The sequence below is a fragment of the Methanothermococcus thermolithotrophicus DSM 2095 genome (assembly GCF_000376965.1).
GTDB classification, from domain to species: domain Archaea; phylum AGJL01; class Methanococci; order Methanococcales; family Methanococcaceae; genus Methanothermococcus; species Methanothermococcus thermolithotrophicus.
This window is the reverse complement of the sequence record NZ_AQXV01000055.1, coordinates 12892-34490: the sequence shown is the minus strand read 5'-3', so window position 1 is coordinate 34490 and position 21599 is coordinate 12892. Positions and strand designations below refer to the sequence as shown.

The following is a 21599-nucleotide window of genomic DNA, read 5'->3' as shown; positions in this document are numbered from 1 at the left end:
TTACATATATATAAACTGATATATAATATATCTCAGGTTAAGATTTAAGATTAAGAACGTATTATCTATTTTATCCATTTTTATCCTACATTAATTAATATTGAGTGTTGGCGATAATATGATTATAAAAGGCATTAGACATGCAAAAGTTTCAAAGGAAGTATTTAATTTAAATCTTCCATTTCAGATACTGAATGCCGACTTGGTAGCTTCAAAAAAGCACATAATTCATAGTATAAATCAAGCAAAAACAAAAAAACCAATATCAAATAATATGTGGATGGAAATATTGGTAAGAGCTTCAGCACAGAGACAGATAACAAATGCAATAAAAACAATTGGAGTAAAAGAAGGAAAAGAAGGAAATATTTGTATAATTTGTGAAAACGAAGAGACGTTAAATAAGGTCTTGGATGTTGTTGGTGGAGAAATAGACGATTCGGTTTTAGAGCTGAACGAAGAAAAAGAAAAAAAGATAAGAGAAGTATTTGATATCAAAGGTTATGGTAGTACTTTAGAGCGAGTCTGTGAAAAAATAGCGTTGTTATAAAGAGTATTTAGATATATTTTAGAATGTATGAAAAATATTATGACAATATATATTTACAGTTTCACCCTACACATTGGAGGTATTTTTTATGATAATTAAAAGAATAGATGAACTAACACCCGAAGAAAAGGACAAAATCATTAACAGAAACAAAATGAACCTTGAAAATATAATACCTACTGTTCAAGAAATTTTGGACAACGTCAGGGAAAAAGGAGACACTGCCTTAAGAGAATACACAAAAAAATTTGATAAAGTAGATATTGAAGACTTTAAAGTAGGTAAGGATGAAATAGAAAGAGCCTACGAAAAGATAGATTATAAAATCGTAGAGGCAATAGAGAAAGCTGCAGAAAGTATAGCAGAATTTCACAAAATGCAGTTAAACAACCTTAAGGAGTGGGAAATAAATAAAAATGGCATCAAAGCAGGTCAGATAATAAGGCCGATAGAAAAAGCTGGCTGTTATGTTCCAGGAGGTAGAGCATTCTATCCATCAACTGTTTTAATGACTGTAATTCCTGCAAAGGTTGCTGGAGTTGAAAAGGTAATTGTTACATCACCACCTGCTGGAAACGAAGGAAATCCTGCAACTTTGGTAGCATCCGATATTGCAAATGTAGATGACATATATAAAGTAGGTGGAGCTCAGGCTATAGGGGCTCTGGCATATGGAACCGAATCAATACCAAAAGTCGATATAATCGTAGGTCCTGGAAACATCTTTGTAACTGCTGCAAAAAAACTGGTTTATGGAGATGTTGCAATAGACTTCCCTGCAGGACCGTCAGAGGTTTTAATAATCTGTGACGATACTGCAAATGAAGAGTATGTAGCAATGGATTTCCTTGCACAGGCAGAACACGATCCAAATGCTTCCTGTATAATAACTGCCACAAACATGGAAAAGGCGGAAAAGATAAAAAACAAAATACACGAAGCATTAAAAACTGTACAAAGAACTGAAATTATTGAAAAATCCATGGAAAACTCTGCAATAGTGGTTGGAGACCTAAAAGAATGTATAGAATTTTCAAATGAATATGCACCTGAGCACTTAGAAATAATTACAGAAGATCCTAGGGAAGTTTTAAAATCAATAAATAATGCTGGAAGTATATTCTTAGGAAACTATTCACCTGTTCCAGTAGGGGATTATGCAAGTGGAACAAACCACGTACTACCTACATCAGCCTGTGCAAGAATGTATTCAGGATTGAGTGTTGAAACATTTATAAAAAAACCTACAGTTCAGGAGCTCACCAAAGAAGGACTAGAGAATATAGGCGACATAGTAATTACTTTAGCTGAAGCAGAGGGTCTTTTCAACCATGCAGAGGCCGTTAGGCGGAGATTACAAAGTGATAAATGATTATCGCATCATATATAAATAAAGAGTTACATAAATATCATATGATTAGGAAGCACACTATAATCGTGATAAGATGCTCTTAAAATTTTACAAAAATCTTTTAACTCTTATTATACTTTTGATTCTTTTTGGTTATGGGCTAAAGTTTTTAGAGGACAGCGGATACGTCAACACCTATAAGAACTACAAAGATAATGAGGGTAGTTTAAATATATTCAATGTGGATAAATATTTGAATATGGTAGATAAAACGATGGAAGTTGGAGATAATGTTCTCAGTGATGATGTAATCAATATGAACCTAGATTCTCTGGATAATAAAAGTCTGGAGGAGCTCAACAACACAATTACAGAATTCAATGAAACACTAAAAAGTATAATTACATCGACAAGCGAGCAAAATAATAGTAACTAATTAATGACATGACAACAAATACCTTTAACTCTTTACAGTACCTTTTTAAAATTTTTAACGATTGTTATTACCAATTTATTTTTTTATCGGTTTAACCTGTAAAAATGACAAATGACTATTCCCTGTATATATGATAGTTTTATTACTGTTCATCCTTGCTAACCATATTAATATAAGAAAACGAGTGAAAAAATGTTTAAGGATATGTACCATAACGATGTCAAAGATGCAAGTATGGATTCTAAGACCACCATTAATTTTTCACATATTTGCGAAATATTCGATAAAATAGAAAAAACTCCCAAAAGGCTAGAAAAAACAGATTATTTTATTGAATTGATAGATAGGGTAAAAAAAGAAGGGAATCCTGAAGACCTTAAAAAAATATGTTATATCACAATAGGTAGAGTTTTTGCAGAGCATGAGGATAAGGAGTTAGGAATTGGCCCTAACTTATTAATAGAAGCTATAAAATCTATGGGAATAGATGAAAAAAGGCTATTAAAAGCTATAAAAGAAACTGGAGACATAGGTTATGCTGTGGAGAAGTTAAGTTCGGACATAAGGCAGGTTTCACTGTTTCAACAGCCTTTAAAACTCAATGAAGTATATGAAACACTAAAAAAAGTCTCTGAAATCGAAGGTACAAATTCTCAAAAAAAGAAAGTTAGGCATATTGCAAGTTTATTGTTAAAGGCTTCCCCAGTTGAACGTAGGTACTTAGCTAGACTTATTTTGGAGGATATGAGAATAGGTTTAAATGTTCCAACGATTTTAAATTCTCTTTCGATCTATTTTAATGTTCCTAAGGATAAATTGGAGAAGATATATGCAGTTACAAACGATATAGGGTTAATTGCAGAAAAATTAATGTTAGGAGTCGATATAGACAAGGATAAAGATTTGAAGCTGAAGGTATTTAGGCCCATTAAACCTATGCTTGCTCAATTAATTTCTTCAATAGAGGATGCAATAACTGAGATGGGAGAACCGCAATTTGAAACAAAATACGATGGAGCTAGGGTTCAAATCCATAAAAAAGGAGATACTGTTAAGATATACAGCAGAAAACTGGAAAACATTACTAACTCAATTCCTGAAATTGTAGATGAAGTAAAAAAAATGAATATGGACAATATTATTGTAGAAGGAGAATGTGTGGCTATAGATTTAAAAACAGGACATCCAAGACCATTTCAAGATATACTAAGGAGATTTAGGAGAAAATACGATATAAAAAGAATGACTGAAGAGATAAATCTAAGGGTCTATCTCTTTGATATACTATACCACGATAGAGAACTGATTGACCTACCATTAAAAGAAAGAAGGAAAATATTGGAAAAAATTGTTGGTACAAACGACTGGGAAAAAGACAGAGAAAAAATTGAAAGTGAGATAAAATCAGATAAAAAAATCGATATATCTTATAGATTAACAACAGATGATTTAAAAAAGGCGGAGGAATTCTTTAAATGGAGTTTGAGCATAGGTCACGAAGGGGTTATGATCAAAAATCCAAATGCCCCATACACTCCAGGGAGCAGGGTAAGGACCATGTATAAATTCAAGCCTACGCTAGAAAATCTTGACGTTGTAATTACAAGGGCAAGGATGGGAATGGGAAAAAGAAAAGACTGGTACGGCTCCTTTGAGATTTCAGTAAAAGATGAAGAAGGTAACCTATACTCTATTGGTCATGTTGGCAGTGGTTTAACTGAAGAAGAGCTGGATAGATTAACCAAGATGATAGAAGAGGTAAAAATTGAAGATTTAGGAGAAGAAGTTATTGTTGAGCCAAAAATAGTTTTGGAAGTAACTTACGAAGAAATTCAAAAATCTGATAAGTATGAATGTGGCTATGCACTGAGATTCCCGAGGGTTGTGCAGATTAGGGAGGATAAATCTATAAATGATATAAATACATTAGAAGATGTGAAAAGAATCTATGCACTTAAATGAAATCTTTCAGATTTCGTAGCCCGTTAAGGGTCTTGAACTGCACGAATCCTTCGGATTCGCTGGTTTCTCACTTCTCAACAAATCTTCGATTTGCTTCGATGTTCGAAAAACCGTTAGGTTTTCATGACTCACATCATTACATCAAAGGTGTTAAACGAAATATTAAATATAAAAAAACAATATTCATGACAGCTATTCACAGAGCGATTATATCTTAACCAGAAAAAGAAAGGTGAAAATATGGCGGTACACCCAATAGATTTTAGATATGGAACTGAAGAAATGAAAAGAGTATGGGAAGAAGAAACAAAACTTCAAAAGATGCTTGAAGTAGAAGCTGCACTGGCAAAGGCTGAGGCAGAGCTCGGTATGATACCAAAAGAAGCTGCAGAAGAAATAAACAGAAAGGCATCAACAAAATATGTTAAGTTGGAAAGAGTTAAGGGGATAGAAAGAGAAACAAGACACGATGTTGTATCTGTTGTTAAAGCTTTTGCAGAAGTTTGTGAAGGAAATGCTGGTGAATACATACACTTTGGTTCAACCTCTAACGATATTATAGATACTGCTCAATCACTCCAATTTAAGGATGCAATAGCAATTTTAGAAGATAAATTAGAAAAATTAAAAGAAGAGTTACTTAAGAAAGCTGAAGAACACAAATACACAGTTTGTATTGGTAGAACACACGGACAGCATGCAGTTCCAACAACCTATGGAATGAAATTTGCACTATGGGCAGCTGAAATAAGCAGACATATTGAAAGATTGAAGGAGTGTAAAGATAGATTGTGTGTTTCAATGATAACTGGTGCAGTAGGTACAATGGCTGCAATTGGTGAAAACGGATTGCTGGTTCACAAACGTGTTGGTGAAATTTTAGGATTAAATCCTGTTTTAATATCAAATCAAGTTGTTCAAAGGGACAGGCATGCTGAATTTATGGCAGTTCTGGCTTTAATTGCTCAAACATTAAATAAAATTGGAATTACAGTAAGAAGCATGCAGAGATCTGAAATAAAAGAACTTGAAGAAGAGTTTGATGCTTCAAAACAAACCGGATCATCAACAATGCCTCACAAAAGAAACCCAATAACATTTGAGCAAATCTGCGGTTTATCAAGAGTTATAAAGGCAAATGCATTGGCAGAATTTGACAACATACCTCTATGGGAAGAAAGAGACCTTACAAACTCCTCACCTGAAAGATGTTTATTCCCTGAGAGCTGCATTTTGCTTGACCATATTTTAAACCTTGCAATTAAAGGAATGAAGAAGTTAACTGTAAATATTGAAAACGTAAATAGAAACCTTGAATTAACAAAAGGATTGATAATGGCTGAAAGAGTAATGATGGAACTTGCAAAAAAAGGTATGGGAAGACAAACAGCACATGAAACAGTTAGAAAATGTGCAATGAAAGCTCATGATGAAAATAGGCACTTAAAAGAAGTTTTACTAGAAAATGAAGAAGTTATGAAGTATTTAACTTTGGAAGACGTTGAAAGATTATTTGACTACAAGACATACATTGGATTGGCTCCACAAATTGTTGATGAAGTAATTAAGGAATTGAAAAATTAAAATTAATTATTATAACTTATCTTTATCTTTTTTGGCGATATTATTGAATAGTAAATTACTGAGCTCACCTATTTTCTCAGGACTTAGTTTAAAAACTCTTTCATTTAAATTAAATTTATCATCTATTGAATTTAATATATCCTCCAGGTCTTTCCTATCAATTCCAAGTTCATGACTTGAGTTAATAAGAGCTCTTTTGACGATCTTGTTTTTGTGCTGGAATAATGCCCTAAGTATTTTTTCAAAAAATTCTTCATTTTCAACATAAAATAGTGGTTTTTCCCTTTTTGTCAATTTTATTATTGCAGAATTTACCTTTGGTCTTGGAGAAAATGCTGACGGTGGAACCTTGCATACAAACTCCACATTTGCCTTATACTGAACTGCAACACTTAATCTTCCATACTCCTTAGTTCCAGGAGCTGCCACCATTCTTTTGGCAAACTCATACTGGTACATTAAAACTGCAACTTCAAAATCATTCTCTAAGAACTTGAATGTTATTGGCGATGAAATCTGGTATGGAAGGTTGGCAACTATTTTGTTAAAGCCAAGTTGCTTTAAATCTACCTTTAAAGCATCGTTCCATATAACCTCAACATTTGAAAATTCTTTTAAAATTTCGTCAGCATAGGGTTCAAGCCTTCTGTCCAGCTCTATAACATAAACTTTTTTTGCATTTTTTGCAATTTCTTTTGTTAGTATTCCCTTTCCAAGACCTATCTCTAAAACTACATCATTTTTGTTTAATTCTGCACTTTCAACTGCTCTTTTTACAAAGTTTTTATCTGTTAAAAAACACTGGCCTAGTTTCTTGTTCTGTCTCATAATCCCACAAATGTAGCTTTTTTAGTAAAATCAACAATAATTACATTTAGTTTAAATAACCACTACCTTGTCTGCAATTTCTTTCGCTTTTTTTAAATATTCAGTTGGATCCATATATGGGAACAAATCCACAAGGCATATATCTCCATTATATGCTTTTACATCCAAATCCAAAAAATCAGAATTTACAATCTCAACATGGTTAAAAACTTCTTCTCCAAAATTCAACTTTAAGTTATAAATTAAATCGCCTATGGCGTATTTGTTAATATCACAAAAAATTACTTTTTTCGCCCCTTTCTTTAATGCAATCATTCCTAAAGTTCCAACACCGCAAAAACCATCAATTACAACCTTATTTTTAAGGTTAAGTCTCTCTACCTTTAATATTTTTGGATTGTATAGTCTTGGAAACTCTATGTGGATTTTTGACTGATTTTTGCAAACTATGACACAGTCATTAATGGATTTTATTGGAAAAACATCGCATCTAAAATCATTTCCATACAATAACTTATTTATTTCAGAAGAATTACCAGATGGTCTTTGATTTTTAGATAGTACGCCCTTTACCTCATCTATCTTGACAATTTCCTTTGCACATTTCTTTGAAACATCTGTCATAACAATTAGCTCATTTTTTCTTAATACTGGCAAATATTTTAATGGATATCCAATTTCCATCAACGGAGCTCCGACATCCTTTAAGGAAACCTTATTTGAATCTTCAAATTCACCCTCATCTTTCATAATATCAAATACATCCAACATCACGTCATCTATATGAGTTTTTCCACACCCACAAACCTTTTTTCTATTTTCTATTTTCAGTTTATTTATTGGAACATTTTTTGGTATTGGATTGTTGCAGTTAAGGCAAGGTTTGTAAGATTTTATTTTTTCAACCACAATTTCTTTTGATAACACAAAAAAGCCCCCCTCATTAAAAAATATTAAAATAAAAATGAACGAATAAAATACGGTAAATGGATAAATAATGTAGTTAAAGAGATTATTTTAATAGTTCAATAACTCTTTCTTCGATTTCTTCTTTTCTCCTACTTGTAATGTTTGCAAGACCCTCTGCAAAGATTACCGCGTATTTTAGAATGTATTTTTTCTTTTGTTCTTCTTCTTTTTCTCTCCTTATCCTTGATATGTGGTGTTCCAACTCCCTTGCACATATCATTAAGGCCTGCCTTATTTCATTGAATATTTCCTCGTTTTCTTCAGTGCTACAAGCTACTGCCTGTTTTCCTGCAGAGGTATAAGGTATGTGTGTTGATATTAAGTTAACAAATACTGTAAGTGGCGCATCTTCATCGCTTCTCAATCCATATCTTCTCCAGTTTATGCTCTTTACAGCATTGGTTATTCCACAACCTGAAGTATCGAACAGCAATGGTACATGGTTTGCAAATCTCATTATTTCCATTTTTCTGGAGCTATCGACGACTTTACCTGCGTCTCCTCCATAGGCTATACCTACCTCAACTGCAAATGGAATTCCACCCTTGTAGGTTTTTGGTCTCCTTGTCAATGTTTTAACAAAGTCTGGATTCAATGTTTCCAAGGATTTATGAATGTTTTCGTCATTTATAGGTCTTAAACCAGTGGTGGATGGTGCCATAAAATGCATATCTTGAAGTACCCTTACTATTAATTCGGCATCATCCCATCCCATTTCTCTCGGATTTTTCTTTAATAAATTCTTTATTTCCTTTCTATATCTTTTTAACTCCTCATCTGAAACCATTGCCATTTCTATAAGTGAATCGATAAATTCTTTTGGAGGTTTTGCAATTGTTTTTAATTTTCTCTTGAATTCGTCCATCAATGCTGCATTTAAGTAATTCTTTTCCATGTACTCTATGAAATTTTCTGGTTTCTTTTTAAACTGGTTTCTTATCTCTTTTATTTCTTCATCATCCAGTTTGTTAATCAAATATTCTGTTATAAGGTATTTCAGGTAGTAAATCTTAAGTTCTGATAAACTTTCTGGGAGCTCATTTATCAAGTTCTTTACTTCCTCTATTTCCTTCTTGTCAAAGTACTTTCCATATTTATCCAAATAACTGTTGATATCAACATTTAGGTAGCATCCTATAACTATATCCCAAAAAGTACTATCTCTGTAGTTTTCCAATAATTTATCCCTCAAAATGTATTCATGTAGTTCTTTAATTCTTTTTGAGGTAACCCTTGATAATTCACTAGTTAGCATACTTGAGATCCTAACGGAATCCGTTTTTCTTGAAATATAAAGTAATTCATCAGGTGTTAAACCGTATGGGTGGGGCCTCATTTCTTCCGGACGTTCTGGGATTGCATCAACTGTTCTATCAAAAACTACAGTTTCATCAGGATCTTTTAAGGTTATTTTAGCATGAGGTGTTGCCAAACTTATTCTTCTTAAGTATTCAAATGGCCCTTGTTCTCTTCTACTGTATGTAACTTCTTTAAATTCCCCTTCAACTCTGGTTCCTCTCCAGTAACCGTCTCTGGTAGTATGTGAAACAATATCCCCTTCGTTTTTCTCGATGCTCATTTTAATTTCCATGGTGTGGATTACACCATCTCCAAGTGATGTAATGATTTTAAGAGGTTTTCCTGTGGTCATTTGAGCAAATAAGAGTACTCCCGCTGCCCCTATTCCTTGCTGACCTCTTGATTGGACCAATCTGTGCATTTTAGAACCGGCAAGCATTTTACCGAATACTTTAGGTATGAATTCTGGAGGAATACCAGGTCCATTATCTTCAATTGATATTTTGTAGTGGTCTGCACCTAATTTTTCTATCTCCACGTTGATATCAGGTAAAATCTCTGCCTCTTCACAGGCATCTAGGCTGTTAGTTACTAGTTCGTGAATTATTGTGGTCATACTTCTTAATTTTCCACTGTATCCAAGCATGTGTCTATTTTTTCTGAAAAATTCTGCAATTGAATGTTCTTTAAATTCATCAAATATTTCATTAGCTTCAGCCACTTTATCACCGTAATTTCTTAAACTGAATGATAATACTCGTCGTCAGTACAGGTCGTTTGACGAAAGATGTCACACATTTACATACATTAAATTTAATAAAGTCATAAATAACGAATAATGCGTTACAATATACTTAGTATATTGTAGTAGTATTTAAAAATAATTTAAAAACTATAACAACAACGGCAATGAGGATGATAGTATGGAATATTTACTCGTGTCAACAACGGAAGATTTAGCTAGTCAAAATATTAAGAATAAATTGGAAGAATTAAAAAGACAAAAAAATTGTGATTTTAAGATTTTTGAAACTGATAAGAAGCTTACACGTTTGTCTCAAAATGACTTACCCGATTCCGACTGCTATATTTTTTTATCAAAACACAGGAGTGAAAGCGGCAAACCTACATTAACGGTCCACACCCCTGGAAACTTAACTGAGGATAATTCATTTGGGGGCAATAAAGAAGAAGTCTGTCCATGTGATCCTGTTTTAAACACCATTTTACTTAATAAGATTTCTGAATACAACAGTTTGGATGAATACAGTTCTTTAAATTTTGATGTTTCTTTTGAAGTCGTACATCACGGACCATCTGATTTGAGAGCTCCGGCTGTTTTTGTTGAAATTGGAAGTAGTGAAAAAGAATGGATTATTGAGGAAGCTGGAGAAATAATCGCAAAATCTGTAGTCGATACATTAGATATTTTAAAAAATAAAGAATTTGAAGAAAAGGAAAAAATTATCGGGCTTGGTGGGGGCCACTATACTTCCAAGTTTACAAGACGAGCTCTATCCGGTGATTACTATATTGGATACTTAACCCCAAAGTATGCTCAACTCTCTGAGAGTGTACTTGAACAATTGCTAGAAAAACAAGAATTCGACTATGTAGTTTTTGACTGGAAAGGACTACGGGGGGACGACAAAAGAAGATACATTGAATTTTTTGAGAATAAAGGTATTGAATGGAAAAAAATCTAGTTTAACTATATATCTATTTATTGTATTATTCATATTAGTTTAGTTAATTTTTATTGTAAATATGCTATGAAGGAAAAAATTATAAAACCATTCACAGATAAGATAGTAATAATCAAAAGCTGAAGGGAAATTATGAAGGAGATTTTAACAAAATTTAAAAACGGCGAGATAAGTTTGGAAGAAGCAGAAAAGAAATTAAAACTAACGTACTTTGAAGAGATAGGCAACATGTGTAAATTGGATACCACCAGAAAACTGAGAACTGGAATTCCTGAAGTAATTTATGGTGAAGGCAAAAGAACTGAGGACATAGCAAAAATAATGATTCATTTAGCACACGATAATGGAATAGCACTTGCTACCAGAGTTAAAGACATCGAAGGGCTGAAAAACATCTTAAAGGATAATACCGAATTTAAATTAGAAATTAATGAAATGGCAAGAACTGCATCATTAATAAAAAAAGATCACAAGATAGAAAGAATAGGAAAAATTGGGATACTTGCCGCAGGAACATCAGATCTTCCAATTGCAGAGGAGGCTAGGGAAGCTGCAGAATTGATGGGCTGTGAAGTCTTAACATCCTATGATGTGGGAATCGCAGGAGTTCACAGGCTTTTTGGACCACTTAAGATGATGATAGAAGAAGACGTGTGCTGCATAATTGTTGTTGCAGGTATGGAGGGGGCGTTACCTTCAGTTGTAACATCACTTGTGGACGTTCCAGTTGTTGGAGTTCCAACATCGGTAGGGTATGGGATAAAAATAACACCATTACTCACAATGTTGCATTCCTGTGCTCCAGGTCTTACAGTAGTAAATATGGACAATGGTTTTGGTGCAGGCGTTTTTGCAGGGCTAATTGCCGCAAATATCCATAGGAGAATAAATAAGGGTAAAGGAGATGATTAGCATACGCGTAAGAAATAATGATAAAAGGGGATTTTAATGGAAATATTAGAAGGAAAATTCCTTGGAATAGGAGAAAACTATGATGAAGTTGTTAAGAATCTGCCTGAGGATTTTCAAGGTTACCTAAGAATATCTACAAAGAAAAACGGTCAATTTGAGGAAGGATACGTTTTTTTTAAAGATAAAGAGATTATTGGTTATTACTACAACTATGAAAAAGAAGTTTTTGGAGCAGATGCCAAAGATTTAATCGAAGAAATAAAAAAGCAAGAAAACCAGGTGGTGGATATTTTCGCTTACGACTCCAATAAATTAAAACTAATGATGGAACTATATGGGGAAATATTTCTAAACAAAAACAATAGAAAGAATGAATCCATGGAAAACCAATATATTCCAGATACTAAATGTCAAAATATCAATTTAAGTGTTCCTGAAGGCAAACCTATTAAAATGGGAGTAATCATAAATTATGATGACTATAATAAATTAGATGAACAGGAAAGTGTAAAAATCCCTGAGCTCCTAGGTGAGTATCTGGAAGGTTATCGACTTTTGGATATTTTCAAAAAAGCTGATAATGGCTATAAAAGAGGATACATTATTTTCAAAGATAAAGTGCCTTTTGCAGCAGCTTATCAAGATCTCTCAGGGGCAATATTTGGGGAAGAAGCATATAACATTTTGGAAAACATTATAAAAGAACCTGGTGCAATTGTTGATATCTACGAATACGATTCTAAAAAATTAGAAGTTTTCCTGGAGTTATATCCAAATGCAAAACTTGAAATCCCTACGGTTTATACTTCTTCTTCAAGTGTAACAAAAGACATTGAAAATGATTTTGAGGGGTCATTAGTACCTACAGGGGAACTTAAGCACATTTCAGATAAATCTGAAGAAACCAGAACCGATAAAGTAGATACTCAGAATGAATCTGCTGAAGAACCTAAGTTATCCCGTGAAGAACTATTAAAGAAGTTTGGAATACAACCGCCTGATGAAGATATGGTGAATAGGATAATTCAGGATATTACAGTTCCAGATGCATCGGATCTAAAGAAAATAGAGGAAGAATTAAAGGAAAAAATAGAGAATTCACTTAAGGGCATAAGTGACATTGAGAATTTTTTAGTAAGTATTTCAGTTAAGTACGATGATGGGTACTCATGCATATGTAACGTTAAAATAACGCCTAAAAAGGTTTTTGGAGTTATAAAAAAGAAAATTAATCCGGGGGATATTGAAGATCTCATTCAAAAAATTTTGGATAATTATATTATTGATATGGATTCAAGTATATCTATTGAACTTGAATAGGTGTTATTATGGGGAGTGTTTATCTTTTTATATTTTCGTTGATAGTGGGATTTTTGGGTTCGATAGCGTGTTGGAAGCTCACTAAATACTATCACTATAAAAACAGCAAAGAGAATATTGAAAAACTTGAAGAAGAAGTTATTGAAGGATTAAAAGAGCTTAAAAAATACACAACTGAAAATAGTAGGAAAGCCTCAGATGAATACGACCTATTGGAAATTGCACTTGATAACGAGCTCTCAGATATAACAATAGTAAACGAAGAAGGTTTAACCATTGCATCAACCCTCAAGGATCCTGAAGAAGTTGCTGCACAGTACAGTAACATATTTCAAAACGTAAATAATATAGTAAAAAACGCATCGAAAGTGATCGTAAAGGCTGGAGATGAATACATTTATATAACAACCATTAAGAAAAATGATATTCCTCTTTATCTTATAATTCATTCGAATATTGAAGTGGATCCAATAAGCGAAAATGGGATAATAAGAGATGTGCTAAACGTACTTGACAAATATATCTCTTAAATATGGTCGTTTGCATATAAATGATGTAACCATGAAAAATTAAGGTATAAATTATCATTCTTTAGAAATTATCATGATTGAATAATGACAAATAATTTGCAAACGATTATACACCATATAGGCAAATGATGATATTATCCCCGGCTGATTCGTCTTAAACTAGGCGAAGAAGATGAGAAACTTAACTGATGCCTATATTTTTTTATTTTATTTAATTTTAAATTAATTTTGAAACTTAAAAAAATAAGAAAAGATTATTCCTCAACATATACTTTTTTCTTCCTTCTTATATACAAATAAGTCACTACCACGATTAGAATCCCGCCTGCAATCCAGTAATATAATTTATTGCTATCAGATCGGATTTTAGGTCGAGTATCTATGTTAAAGGTTTCTGTAAGGTAGTATTCATTATGATATTCATCAAAGTAGGTAAAATTCACTCTTAAAACTGTTGTATTTTTTAGGTCGTCATAACTAAAGTCAAAAATTGCAGTGTCGTAATCGTCTTCATCTAAATCTCCAATATACTTAATGTGGTTATTATTCAATTCCTTTGGACCGCCGGACAGTGCTAAAACACAGTGTTTTAGTTTTGTAGTACCTCTATTTGCCATACCAATAGTTACTTCGTATCCATCCTGTGTTTTCCGGTACCCTTCTAAATATATATAAGGTTGATTGTTGTGTATTTTCTTAACGACCTTTAAATTAATTGGTATAGTTGAGTTGTATTGGTTTCCGTCCTCCCCTATCCACGATATCTTAGTAGTAACTGTATGGATTCCATCTTCGACTTCCGGGGTGGCATAGATATTAAGTTGAATACTTTTTTCATTTCTAGGATTTAGTGATTCTAAATAATAGGTTGTACTACCCAATAGATTTACATTTTTAGTTCCTTCAAAATTAACCATCAAATACTTTGCAACCCCAGTCCCCTTATTTTTAAGAGTTAATTTTAAAACCTTAGATTCAGAGGGACTTATGGTATTGTTGTTTATATCAATTTCAAATTTTGCAATTCCATATATTGGTAGGTAGTAAATCTTTGTAAAGTTTATTTCTCTTTCATATACTTCATTTCCCTTAGTTTCATACTCTGTGGCTACTACTGTTACATCTATCCTATAATCCTGTGAAGGTGCGTTTTCATTTACATGTAATTTGAAATAAACCGTATCACTCTCTCCCCCATTTAGGTGTGATATAGTTGCAATTCCCTTTGTTGGATTTACTTGTCTTAATTCATAAGGATAATGTGGCTTTATAATAACTTTAATATCTTTTAATTCCTTGTCGTAGTTGTTGTTTGTTATTTTAAACCATACACTTACATCGTCACCAGGATGAATTATATTCGGCGATTTTTCATCTGGTACCGGGTTATCTACCCTGTACTGCGGGCTGTCAATGGCTAATCCATAGACATTTGAAATTAGAATCATTGCAAGTAAAGAAAACAGAATTTTTAAATATTTCATGAGCTCCCCCCAAATTGGAATGTATGTTATTAAGTATTATTGTTTATAAAATATAAATTGGATAGTTATAATGTTAATTTTGAGGGGACATATGAAAATAATTGATGTTATTTCCTTTGCAGGAAAAAATCTAAAACAGAAGAGAACTCAGAGCTTGCTAACCATCATAGGAATAGTTATTGGAACTATTGCCATAGTTAGTTTGATTTCTTTGGGATATGGGGTTCAAAATTATGTAAAAGATGAAACTGCTAAGTTAGGAGCCAATAAAATACAAATTTTTCCTATGAAACAGTTCGGAACTCCCCCATCTAAGCTTTTTGGAGATAAAGAAATTAAGGCAATTAAAAATATACGGGGAGTGGATGAAGTTCTATATGGGTGGTATAGCGGAGCTAATATTGAACGCAGGGACGAAAAATATTTCGTAAATATATTCTATGCAAAACCATCCAGTCTAAAATCCGTTTATTCCGATGTAGGTGGCTATGGAATTGAAAAAGGTAGATGGTTGTCAGATAATGACAACTATAAATGTATAATAGGTCATGGGGCGGCATATAATTTATTCAAAAAAGAATTAGGAGTAGGAGATACCATATATATTGACGGTAAAAAATTTAAAATTGTAGGAATCATGACTCAGGTAGGTAACCAGCAAGATGATAATATGGTAATAATACCCATGAGCTCCGGTGAAGAACTATTTAATAAAAAAGGAGAATATAACTACATAATGGTGAAAATCAAAGATAGTGCAAATATTAAAAAAGTATCGGAAGATATAAAAGATGCCTTGGAAAAGTCTATGGGGACTGATAATTTCAGCGTTTTAACTGCTGAACAAATGGCAAAATCAATTGGTGGAATACTAAGTGTTTTGACTATGTTTGTAGCAGGAGTTGCAGGAATATCTTTACTTGTTGGGGCAGTTGGGATATCAAATACCATGCATATGAGCATATTGGAGAGAAGAAAAGATATAGGTATTTTAAAAGCACTTGGCGCAGAAACCACAACAATACTGAAAATATTTGTAGTAGAAGCAGGTTTTTTAGGATTACTTGGGGGAATAGTAGGTTTAATAATAGGGATTATCATTGCCAAACTTATTGAAATTGCGGCTCAAAATATGGGGTACGGAATGATTCAGGCGTGGATTTCATGGGAGCTCGTAGTTGGGGTTTTGGCATTTTCGTTCTTTGTAGGGATTATAAGCGGATACTTTCCAGCAAGAAGCGGGGCAAAGTTAAATCCTGTGGATACATTAAGAGGGGAATGATATGACGTTGATAGAAGCCAAAAACATATGGAAAATATATGGGAAAGGGGAGGCTAAAACAGAGGTACTAAAAGGAATAGATTTAAAAATTGAAAAAAGTGAATTTGTAGCAATTATGGGACCAAGTGGATGTGGAAAATCCACATTGTTAAATATTTTAGGTCTTTTGGATGTTCCCAATAAAGGAGAACTACATATAAAAGGCAAAAAAACCACACTAATGGATGAAAATGAACGAGCAGTTTTTAGAAGAAAAATCAGCGGTTTCATATTTCAACAGTTTCATTTAATAAATACATTAACTGCACTGGGAAATGTGGAGCTCCCATTAATACTCGATGAAAAAGATGAAAAATATAGGATAAGCCGGGCTAAGGAGCTACTCAAATCAGTAGATCTTGGACATAGGGAAAATTATTACCCCAATCAGTTAAGCGGTGGACAACAACAAAGGGTAGCAATAGCACGAGCTCTTGCAAATAAACCTGAAATAATATTTGCAGACGAACCTACTGGAAACTTAGATAGTAAGAGCGGTAGGCAAGTTTTGGAAACCTTAAAAAAGCTCCATGAAGAAGGGATAACTATTATAATGGTCACCCACGATAAAGAATTTACAAAATATGCAACAAAGATTATAAGAATGAAGGATGGAGAAATCGAACCGTAGGTTCGAGCAACGAAAACCGAAGGTTTTCGTCTAATTGTTGGAATAGGTGAATGAGAACATTTGGTTAGGTTGAATGAATAATTATAGGTGAAATTTTGAAAATAACAATAGGTACAAGAGGAAGTAAACTGGCACTTGCACAAACCCATTACATAGAAGGGCTTTTAAAAGAAGTGGGAGTAGATGTTGAAGTAAAGATAGTAAAAACCACTGGAGATAAGGTACAGGATAAAAAACTATCAGAACTAGGGATTGGTGTATTTACAAAAGAACTTGATTTAAAGATGTTGAACAATGAGGTAGATATTGCTGTTCACAGTTTAAAGGATGTGCCTACTGTTTGGAATGAAAATTTAATAATTTCTGCAACCCCACCAAGGGAGAGCTACCATGATTTAATACTGTGGAAAAAAGAGAATGAATTTGATATAGAACACGATGAATTAATAGTGGGAACTTCAAGTATAAGGAGGACTGAATTTTTAAGTATTAAGTATCCAAATTTAAAAACTAAACTCCTGAGGGGCAATGTTGATACAAGATTAAGAAAATTAAGGGAAGGTCAATACGATGCTATAATCATAGCAGAAGCTGGCTTAAGAAGATTAAAAATAGATCTCTCTGAATTTAACTATAAAAAATTGGATATCTTACCTGCTCCAGCTCAGGGGGTTATAGGTGTTGCATCAAGAAAGGACGATAAAGAAATAAATGAAATTTTGCAGAAAATAAACGATAAAAAAACTTATTTAGAAGCCACTGCCGAGAGGTGGGCTTTAAGAGAATACGGCGGTGGATGTCAGGCACCATTCGGAGCTCTGGCAAACTATGACGAAGAAAGCGAAGTTTTAAATTTAAGGTGTGAACTTGTAGCAGAAGAAAATCAGACAAAATCCTTCGGATTTTGTAACTCTTCGCTTCGCTCCGACCGACATAAGGTTGTAATCTCAAAGGAAGGTTTTGTGTACTGTAGTGTTGATAAAATAGATTTTGCCAAAAAAATTGGGGAAGAGGTTGGAAAGGCATTAAAACGTGTGGATGAGTAGGGATAGGCGGTGAGCTTCCATATTTACACATGTAAAGGTAACTACGATTATTCAACTAATATTTTTTAAATTATTTAATATATAATTTTTTAATTTTACTTTCTTGAATTATATGGGTAGTGACCTATTTTAGTACTTTTTTTAATATTATATTTGTTTTATGCAGCATAATCCTTCTGGCTTTTATAAAGGGTTTGATAATCCAGCACCTAGAAAAATATGTCAAAAATAGGAAGATATTTATGAGAGAAAAAGCATAAAAGAAGGATGAAAGTTAAGTGTTTGAATAGCTAATCCATTATCTTGAAATCTTTACAAGATTTCAAAAAATCAAAAACATAGTTTTTGATTAAACAAGGATGGAAACACAGGTACGAATATGTCTTTTTTCTTGTGTTTGTAGAGTCTAAAAGACTCATCCATTAAAACAAGGATGGAAACTGTATTTATGTTCAAAAAATAGCTTTAATATCTAGTTTGAATAGCCAATCCACTATCTTAAAATCTGTAAGATTCTCGACGAAATCTTTAAGATTTCGTGAGTCTCTACAAAAATTCGAAGAATTTTTGTGAGTCAGTAAATTCTTCGGATTTACTTCGATCGACAAAAACCATGGGTTTAGTTAGATAATCGTAGATTATTCAACTCTCGACGAAACCGAAGGTTTCGTGAGTCAGCGAATCTGAAAGATTTGCTTCGATCCCCGCAACTATGTTGCGGTGGATTGTGAATCGACAAATTCTTTAGAAATTTGTCTCGATCAGCAAATCACATAGTGATTTGCCTCGATTAAGAAATCAAATAACACAGTTGTTTGATTAAACAAGGGAGAATAATCTGGTCGAATTTTAGATAATCGCAGGAGGAATGTGCATGGATAAAAAGGTCGGACATCTTGAAAAATTGGATGTGAGTGAGCTGACAAAAGATATCAATGATGATTGGAAGAATTTTGTTGTAAGCGAAATAAATGACCATGTTGTAAGATTGAGTGTTCTACAACGGGATTTCCACTGGCATCTTCACAAAAACAGCGACGAATTTTTTTATGTTATTGAGGGTAAACTGTTTGTCGATTTCGAAGATCGCACCGAAGAAATAGGTCCTGGACAGATGATTACCATTCCTAAAAACGTCAGGCATAGGACACGATCCAATCAACGAACTGTAATTTTATGTTTTGAATCGAAAGACAATGACGTTACAGGCGATATGTAAACGAAAAAAGTTCATAATATTTATTTCACGTATTCTCTTTTTTATGTCTGAAAGATATCATTAAGGACACTACGAGCTCAGCGAAGTGGTGTATTACTTTGGGATCCAACACTTTAAAGGGTTGCGTCTGGAGGATACATCCATATCTTATTTTTGGATCCAACCTTTAGAAAAGGTTGGATGGAAACAGTAAAAATTTTAAAAAAGTCAATATTATTATTTTTTACTCATTATTTTTTCATAAATTCTACTATCAAGCCATTCTTCGTTTATGTATTTTTCATAAACTGGAAGCCTTTCCTTTAACTGGAATCCGAGCTCCGCTGTAAATTTTTTTAACTCATCAATTTCTGGCCATGGAGCTTCTGGGTTTACGTAGTCTTTTGTCAATGGTGAGACTCCGCCCCAGTCATCTATTCCTGCAAGTAAAAACAACTGGCCTGTTTCCTTATTTAAGTTAGGTGGAACCTGAATCGAAATATCCTTTAAAATCAATTTTGCAACAATTATTGTCTTTAACATTTCCAAAGGTGAAGGTTCATTAAAGTTTTCCATTGGGATACCTTTTTTTGACCTGAAATTTTGGATTATAACTTCCTGAATATGCCCGTATTTTTTGTAAATCTCTTTTATTTTTAATATTGAATCTACCCTTTCTTCAATAGTTTCTCCAATACCTATCAATATTCCGGTGGTAAATGGGATTTTTAATTTTCCTGCATTTTCAATTAATTCAATTCTTTTTTTTGGATCCTTTCCAGGACTATCCTTATGGGCAATTGTTTCCATCAACCTTTCACTTGAAGTTTCAAGCATAAGTCCCATTGAAGCGTTTACTTCCCTTAGAGTTTTTAACTCATCGTATGAAATCACTCCACAGTTGGTATGTGGCAATAAATCTGTATTACTCAGACACCAATCTTCCAAATCGTACAGATATTCTAAAATCCCAGAATAACCCATTTTTTTTAGTTCTTCCTTTACTTTTTTGTTTTCATCAACCCCTTCTCCAAAGGTGAATAATGCCTCTCTACATTGGTATTTATCCCCTTCTAAGAGTATTTTTTTAACTTCTTCTTTTTTCATGAGTTTGTAATTTTCTTTTCTGAATGTACAGTACCCACAGATGTTTCTACACCAATCACAAAGTGGAATAAAAACGTTCTTTGAATAAGTAACATATTTTTCTTTGTCCGTTTCAAGATTATTTATTAGATTTAGCTTTTCTAAAATTTCATTTGGGGACTTTGAATTTAAAAATTCAATAGCTTCATCTCGATTCATTGTTGCCATGCTTTCACCCAATATAGTCGTTCTGCAATTAGTAATTACTGCATAATTTAAATTTGAACGAAAATCCAAGATTTTCGTAGCTCTTCCCGTTAGGGGTTTTAAAAACCGTAAGGTTTTTATAACGCTCACTTCGGAGCTCCGATTAAATTATAGAAGTTTTTAAACAATAATAATTAATTTAAAATATAATTATGTGCCTGCATTCGCAGAACGACTATAAATCCAAACTAATATCCACAGCTCTTGCAGAGTGTATTAAACATCCCATTGAGATTATATCCACGTCATATTTGGCATAATCCAAAACATTGTCTTCGTTTATTCCACCACTAACTTCAACTAAGGGCCTGTAGTTGGTATCTTCTTCAAATTTATTTAGAATTTCAAGAGCTCCACCAATTTCTTCAGGCTTGAAGTTATCTAAAAGAACTATATCTGGCTTATATTTAAGAACTTCTTTGAGCTGTTCAACTGTATCAACTTCGATTTCAACCTTTTTTGTAAAACTTAAATTTTTTATTTTTTTGAAGCATTCTTCAATACCTACTGCTTCAATATGGTTGTCTTTTATCATTACCATGTCATCAAGCCTGAATCTATGGGTATCGCCCCCACCAACAGAGACTGCATATTTTTCCAATAACGATAATCCAGGTAAAGTCTTTCTTGTACATGCTACTCTTACGTTTTCATTGACGGTTTTTACCATTTCAACAATATTACGAGTTTTTGTAGCTATGCCCGATAGATGCATTAAAAAATTTAAAACTGTTCTTTCAAGTGTTAGTATTGTTCTCGTATTTCCATGAATTTTTAAAAAATCCCCTTTTATCGTTTCTCCTTCTTTTATAAGTGGTTTGCATTCTATCTCGAAAGATTCCATAAAATCAATAACAAAATCAAGACCGCATACAACCACTTCTTCTTTAGCTTTTATTACTCCGTCTGATTCCTGATCCTTTGGAATTAGTGTTTCAGTAGTTAGGTCACCGAATCCAACATCATAAATTAATGACTCCTTCAATATCTTTAAACCATGTTCTCTTATCATCATATCACCTGAACGTCGAAGTAAATCCGAAGGATTTACTGACTCACGAAACCTTCGGTTTCGTCGAGTAGTGAAGGTGAGCTGTAAAAATCCGAGGATTTTTACTC

The 21599-nt window shown here is 33.1% G+C and carries 19 protein-coding genes; 13 read left to right on the top strand and 6 right to left on the bottom strand.

Features of this window, described 5'->3' with window-relative positions:
* The first annotated feature begins 118 nt into the window (after positions 1-118).
* The 5 genes from cgi121 to purB all read left to right on the top strand — a co-directional run bounded on the left by cgi121 (position 119) and on the right by purB (position 5883).
* Positions 119-550 (top strand): KEOPS complex subunit Cgi121, encoded by a 432-nt coding sequence (cgi121, locus tag F555_RS0107915; protein WP_018154687.1) that lies wholly within the window; start codon positions 119-121, stop codon positions 548-550.
* An 88-nt stretch (positions 551-638) separates the two neighbouring features.
* Entirely contained in the window at positions 639-1922 is a 1284-nt protein-coding gene (gene hisD / locus F555_RS0107910; protein ID WP_018154686.1) for a histidinol dehydrogenase, read from the top strand.
* 73 nt (positions 1923-1995) lie between these two features.
* Positions 1996-2337, top strand: coding sequence for a hypothetical protein (locus F555_RS0107905; protein WP_018154685.1), 342 nt, complete (start codon positions 1996-1998; stop codon positions 2335-2337).
* Positions 2338-2589: 252 nt separating this feature from the next.
* Positions 2590-4299 carry an ATP-dependent DNA ligase gene (locus F555_RS0107900; protein WP_026183013.1) on the top strand — a complete coding sequence of 570 codons (1710 nt, stop codon included), beginning with the start codon at positions 2590-2592 and terminating at the stop codon, positions 4297-4299.
* Positions 4300-4539: 240 nt separating this feature from the next.
* Positions 4540-5883: an adenylosuccinate lyase gene (purB, locus tag F555_RS0107895; protein WP_018154683.1), complete on the top strand. Its 1344-nt coding sequence runs from the start codon at positions 4540-4542 to the stop codon at positions 5881-5883.
* Between the two features lie 9 nt (positions 5884-5892).
* Here purB and rsmA read toward each other — a convergent pair whose 3' ends face one another.
* The 3 genes from rsmA to F555_RS0107880 form a co-directional block, all read right to left on the bottom strand.
* Positions 5893-6711, bottom strand: coding sequence for a 16S rRNA (adenine(1518)-N(6)/adenine(1519)-N(6))-dimethyltransferase RsmA (rsmA, locus tag F555_RS0107890; protein WP_018154682.1), 819 nt, complete (start codon positions 6709-6711; stop codon positions 5893-5895).
* A 51-nt stretch (positions 6712-6762) separates the two neighbouring features.
* Positions 6763-7638 (bottom strand): RsmD family RNA methyltransferase, encoded by an 876-nt coding sequence (locus F555_RS0107885; RefSeq protein ID WP_018154681.1) that lies wholly within the window; start codon positions 7636-7638, stop codon positions 6763-6765.
* 85 nt (positions 7639-7723) lie between these two features.
* Positions 7724-9700: a DNA topoisomerase VI subunit B gene (locus F555_RS0107880; protein ID WP_018154680.1), complete on the bottom strand. Its 1977-nt coding sequence runs from the start codon at positions 9698-9700 to the stop codon at positions 7724-7726.
* A 202-nt stretch (positions 9701-9902) separates the two neighbouring features.
* Between F555_RS0107880 and F555_RS0107875 the strand changes: the two genes are divergently transcribed.
* The 4 genes from F555_RS0107875 to F555_RS0107860 all read left to right on the top strand — a co-directional run bounded on the left by F555_RS0107875 (position 9903) and on the right by F555_RS0107860 (position 13447).
* Positions 9903-10685 (top strand): D-aminoacyl-tRNA deacylase, encoded by a 783-nt coding sequence (locus F555_RS0107875; RefSeq protein ID WP_018154679.1) that lies wholly within the window; start codon positions 9903-9905, stop codon positions 10683-10685.
* 132 nt (positions 10686-10817) lie between these two features.
* Complete coding sequence (gene larB / locus F555_RS0107870; RefSeq protein WP_018154678.1) at positions 10818-11597, top strand: nickel pincer cofactor biosynthesis protein LarB; 780 nt, start codon at positions 10818-10820, stop codon at positions 11595-11597.
* A 36-nt stretch (positions 11598-11633) separates the two neighbouring features.
* Positions 11634-12917, top strand: a complete 1284-nt coding sequence (locus F555_RS09465; protein WP_018154677.1) for a DUF2226 domain-containing protein — start codon at positions 11634-11636, stop codon at positions 12915-12917.
* Between the two features lie 8 nt (positions 12918-12925).
* Complete coding sequence (locus tag F555_RS0107860; protein ID WP_018154676.1) at positions 12926-13447, top strand: hypothetical protein; 522 nt, start codon at positions 12926-12928, stop codon at positions 13445-13447.
* Positions 13448-13701: 254 nt separating this feature from the next.
* On the opposite strand, the gene F555_RS0107855 is transcribed toward F555_RS0107860, so the two are convergent.
* Complete coding sequence (locus F555_RS0107855) at positions 13702-14931, bottom strand: COG1361 S-layer family protein (protein WP_018154675.1); 1230 nt, start codon at positions 14929-14931, stop codon at positions 13702-13704.
* A gap of 91 nt (positions 14932-15022) precedes the next feature.
* Between F555_RS0107855 and F555_RS0107850 the strand changes: the two genes are divergently transcribed.
* The 4 genes from F555_RS0107850 (at position 15023) to F555_RS0107835 (ending at position 19148) form a co-directional block, all read left to right on the top strand.
* Positions 15023-16213, top strand: coding sequence for an ABC transporter permease (locus F555_RS0107850; protein WP_018154674.1), 1191 nt, complete (start codon positions 15023-15025; stop codon positions 16211-16213).
* Between the two features lies 1 nt (position 16214).
* Complete coding sequence (locus F555_RS0107845; protein ID WP_018154673.1) at positions 16215-16883, top strand: ABC transporter ATP-binding protein; 669 nt, start codon at positions 16215-16217, stop codon at positions 16881-16883.
* Positions 16884-16978: 95 nt separating this feature from the next.
* Positions 16979-17929: a hydroxymethylbilane synthase gene (gene hemC / locus F555_RS0107840; RefSeq protein ID WP_018154672.1), complete on the top strand. Its 951-nt coding sequence runs from the start codon at positions 16979-16981 to the stop codon at positions 17927-17929.
* A gap of 874 nt (positions 17930-18803) precedes the next feature.
* Positions 18804-19148 (top strand): cupin domain-containing protein, encoded by a 345-nt coding sequence (locus tag F555_RS0107835; RefSeq protein WP_018154671.1) that lies wholly within the window; start codon positions 18804-18806, stop codon positions 19146-19148.
* 216 nt (positions 19149-19364) lie between these two features.
* Here the strand turns inward: F555_RS0107835 and cofG are convergent, their stop codons facing one another.
* The gene (gene cofG / locus F555_RS0107830; protein ID WP_018154670.1) at positions 19365-20441 is read right to left on the bottom strand and encodes a 7,8-didemethyl-8-hydroxy-5-deazariboflavin synthase subunit CofG; all 1077 of its coding nucleotides are present in this window, start codon (positions 20439-20441) and stop codon (positions 19365-19367) included.
* Positions 20442-20655: 214 nt separating this feature from the next.
* Positions 20656-21492, bottom strand: a complete 837-nt coding sequence (gene nadC, locus F555_RS0107825) for a carboxylating nicotinate-nucleotide diphosphorylase (protein WP_018154669.1) — start codon at positions 21490-21492, stop codon at positions 20656-20658.
* Between the last annotated feature and the right edge of the window lie 107 nt (positions 21493-21599).

Bases quoted from the DNA above. Each gene is read 5' to 3' on its own strand.
- cgi121 (WP_018154687.1), top strand. From the start codon at position 119: ATGATTATAAAAGGCATTAGACATGCAAAAGTTTCAAAGGAAGTATTT.
- hisD (WP_018154686.1), top strand. From the start codon at position 639: ATGATAATTAAAAGAATAGATGAACTAACACCCGAAGAAAAGGACAAA.
- F555_RS0107905 (WP_018154685.1), top strand. From the start codon at position 1,996: ATGCTCTTAAAATTTTACAAAAATCTTTTAACTCTTATTATACTTTTG.
- purB (WP_018154683.1), top strand. From the start codon at position 4,540: ATGGCGGTACACCCAATAGATTTTAGATATGGAACTGAAGAAATGAAA.
- rsmA (WP_018154682.1), bottom strand. From the start codon at position 6,711: ATGAGACAGAACAAGAAACTAGGCCAGTGTTTTTTAACAGATAAAAAC.
- F555_RS0107875 (WP_018154679.1), top strand. From the start codon at position 9,903: ATGGAATATTTACTCGTGTCAACAACGGAAGATTTAGCTAGTCAAAAT.
- larB (WP_018154678.1), top strand. From the start codon at position 10,818: ATGAAGGAGATTTTAACAAAATTTAAAAACGGCGAGATAAGTTTGGAA.
- F555_RS09465 (WP_018154677.1), top strand. From the start codon at position 11,634: ATGGAAATATTAGAAGGAAAATTCCTTGGAATAGGAGAAAACTATGAT.
- F555_RS0107860 (WP_018154676.1), top strand. From the start codon at position 12,926: ATGGGGAGTGTTTATCTTTTTATATTTTCGTTGATAGTGGGATTTTTG.
- F555_RS0107855 (WP_018154675.1), bottom strand. From the start codon at position 14,931: ATGAAATATTTAAAAATTCTGTTTTCTTTACTTGCAATGATTCTAATT.
- F555_RS0107850 (WP_018154674.1), top strand. From the start codon at position 15,023: ATGAAAATAATTGATGTTATTTCCTTTGCAGGAAAAAATCTAAAACAG.
- F555_RS0107845 (WP_018154673.1), top strand. From the start codon at position 16,215: ATGACGTTGATAGAAGCCAAAAACATATGGAAAATATATGGGAAAGGG.
- F555_RS0107835 (WP_018154671.1), top strand. From the start codon at position 18,804: ATGGATAAAAAGGTCGGACATCTTGAAAAATTGGATGTGAGTGAGCTG.
- cofG (WP_018154670.1), bottom strand. From the start codon at position 20,441: ATGGCAACAATGAATCGAGATGAAGCTATTGAATTTTTAAATTCAAAG.
- nadC (WP_018154669.1), bottom strand. From the start codon at position 21,492: ATGATAAGAGAACATGGTTTAAAGATATTGAAGGAGTCATTAATTTAT.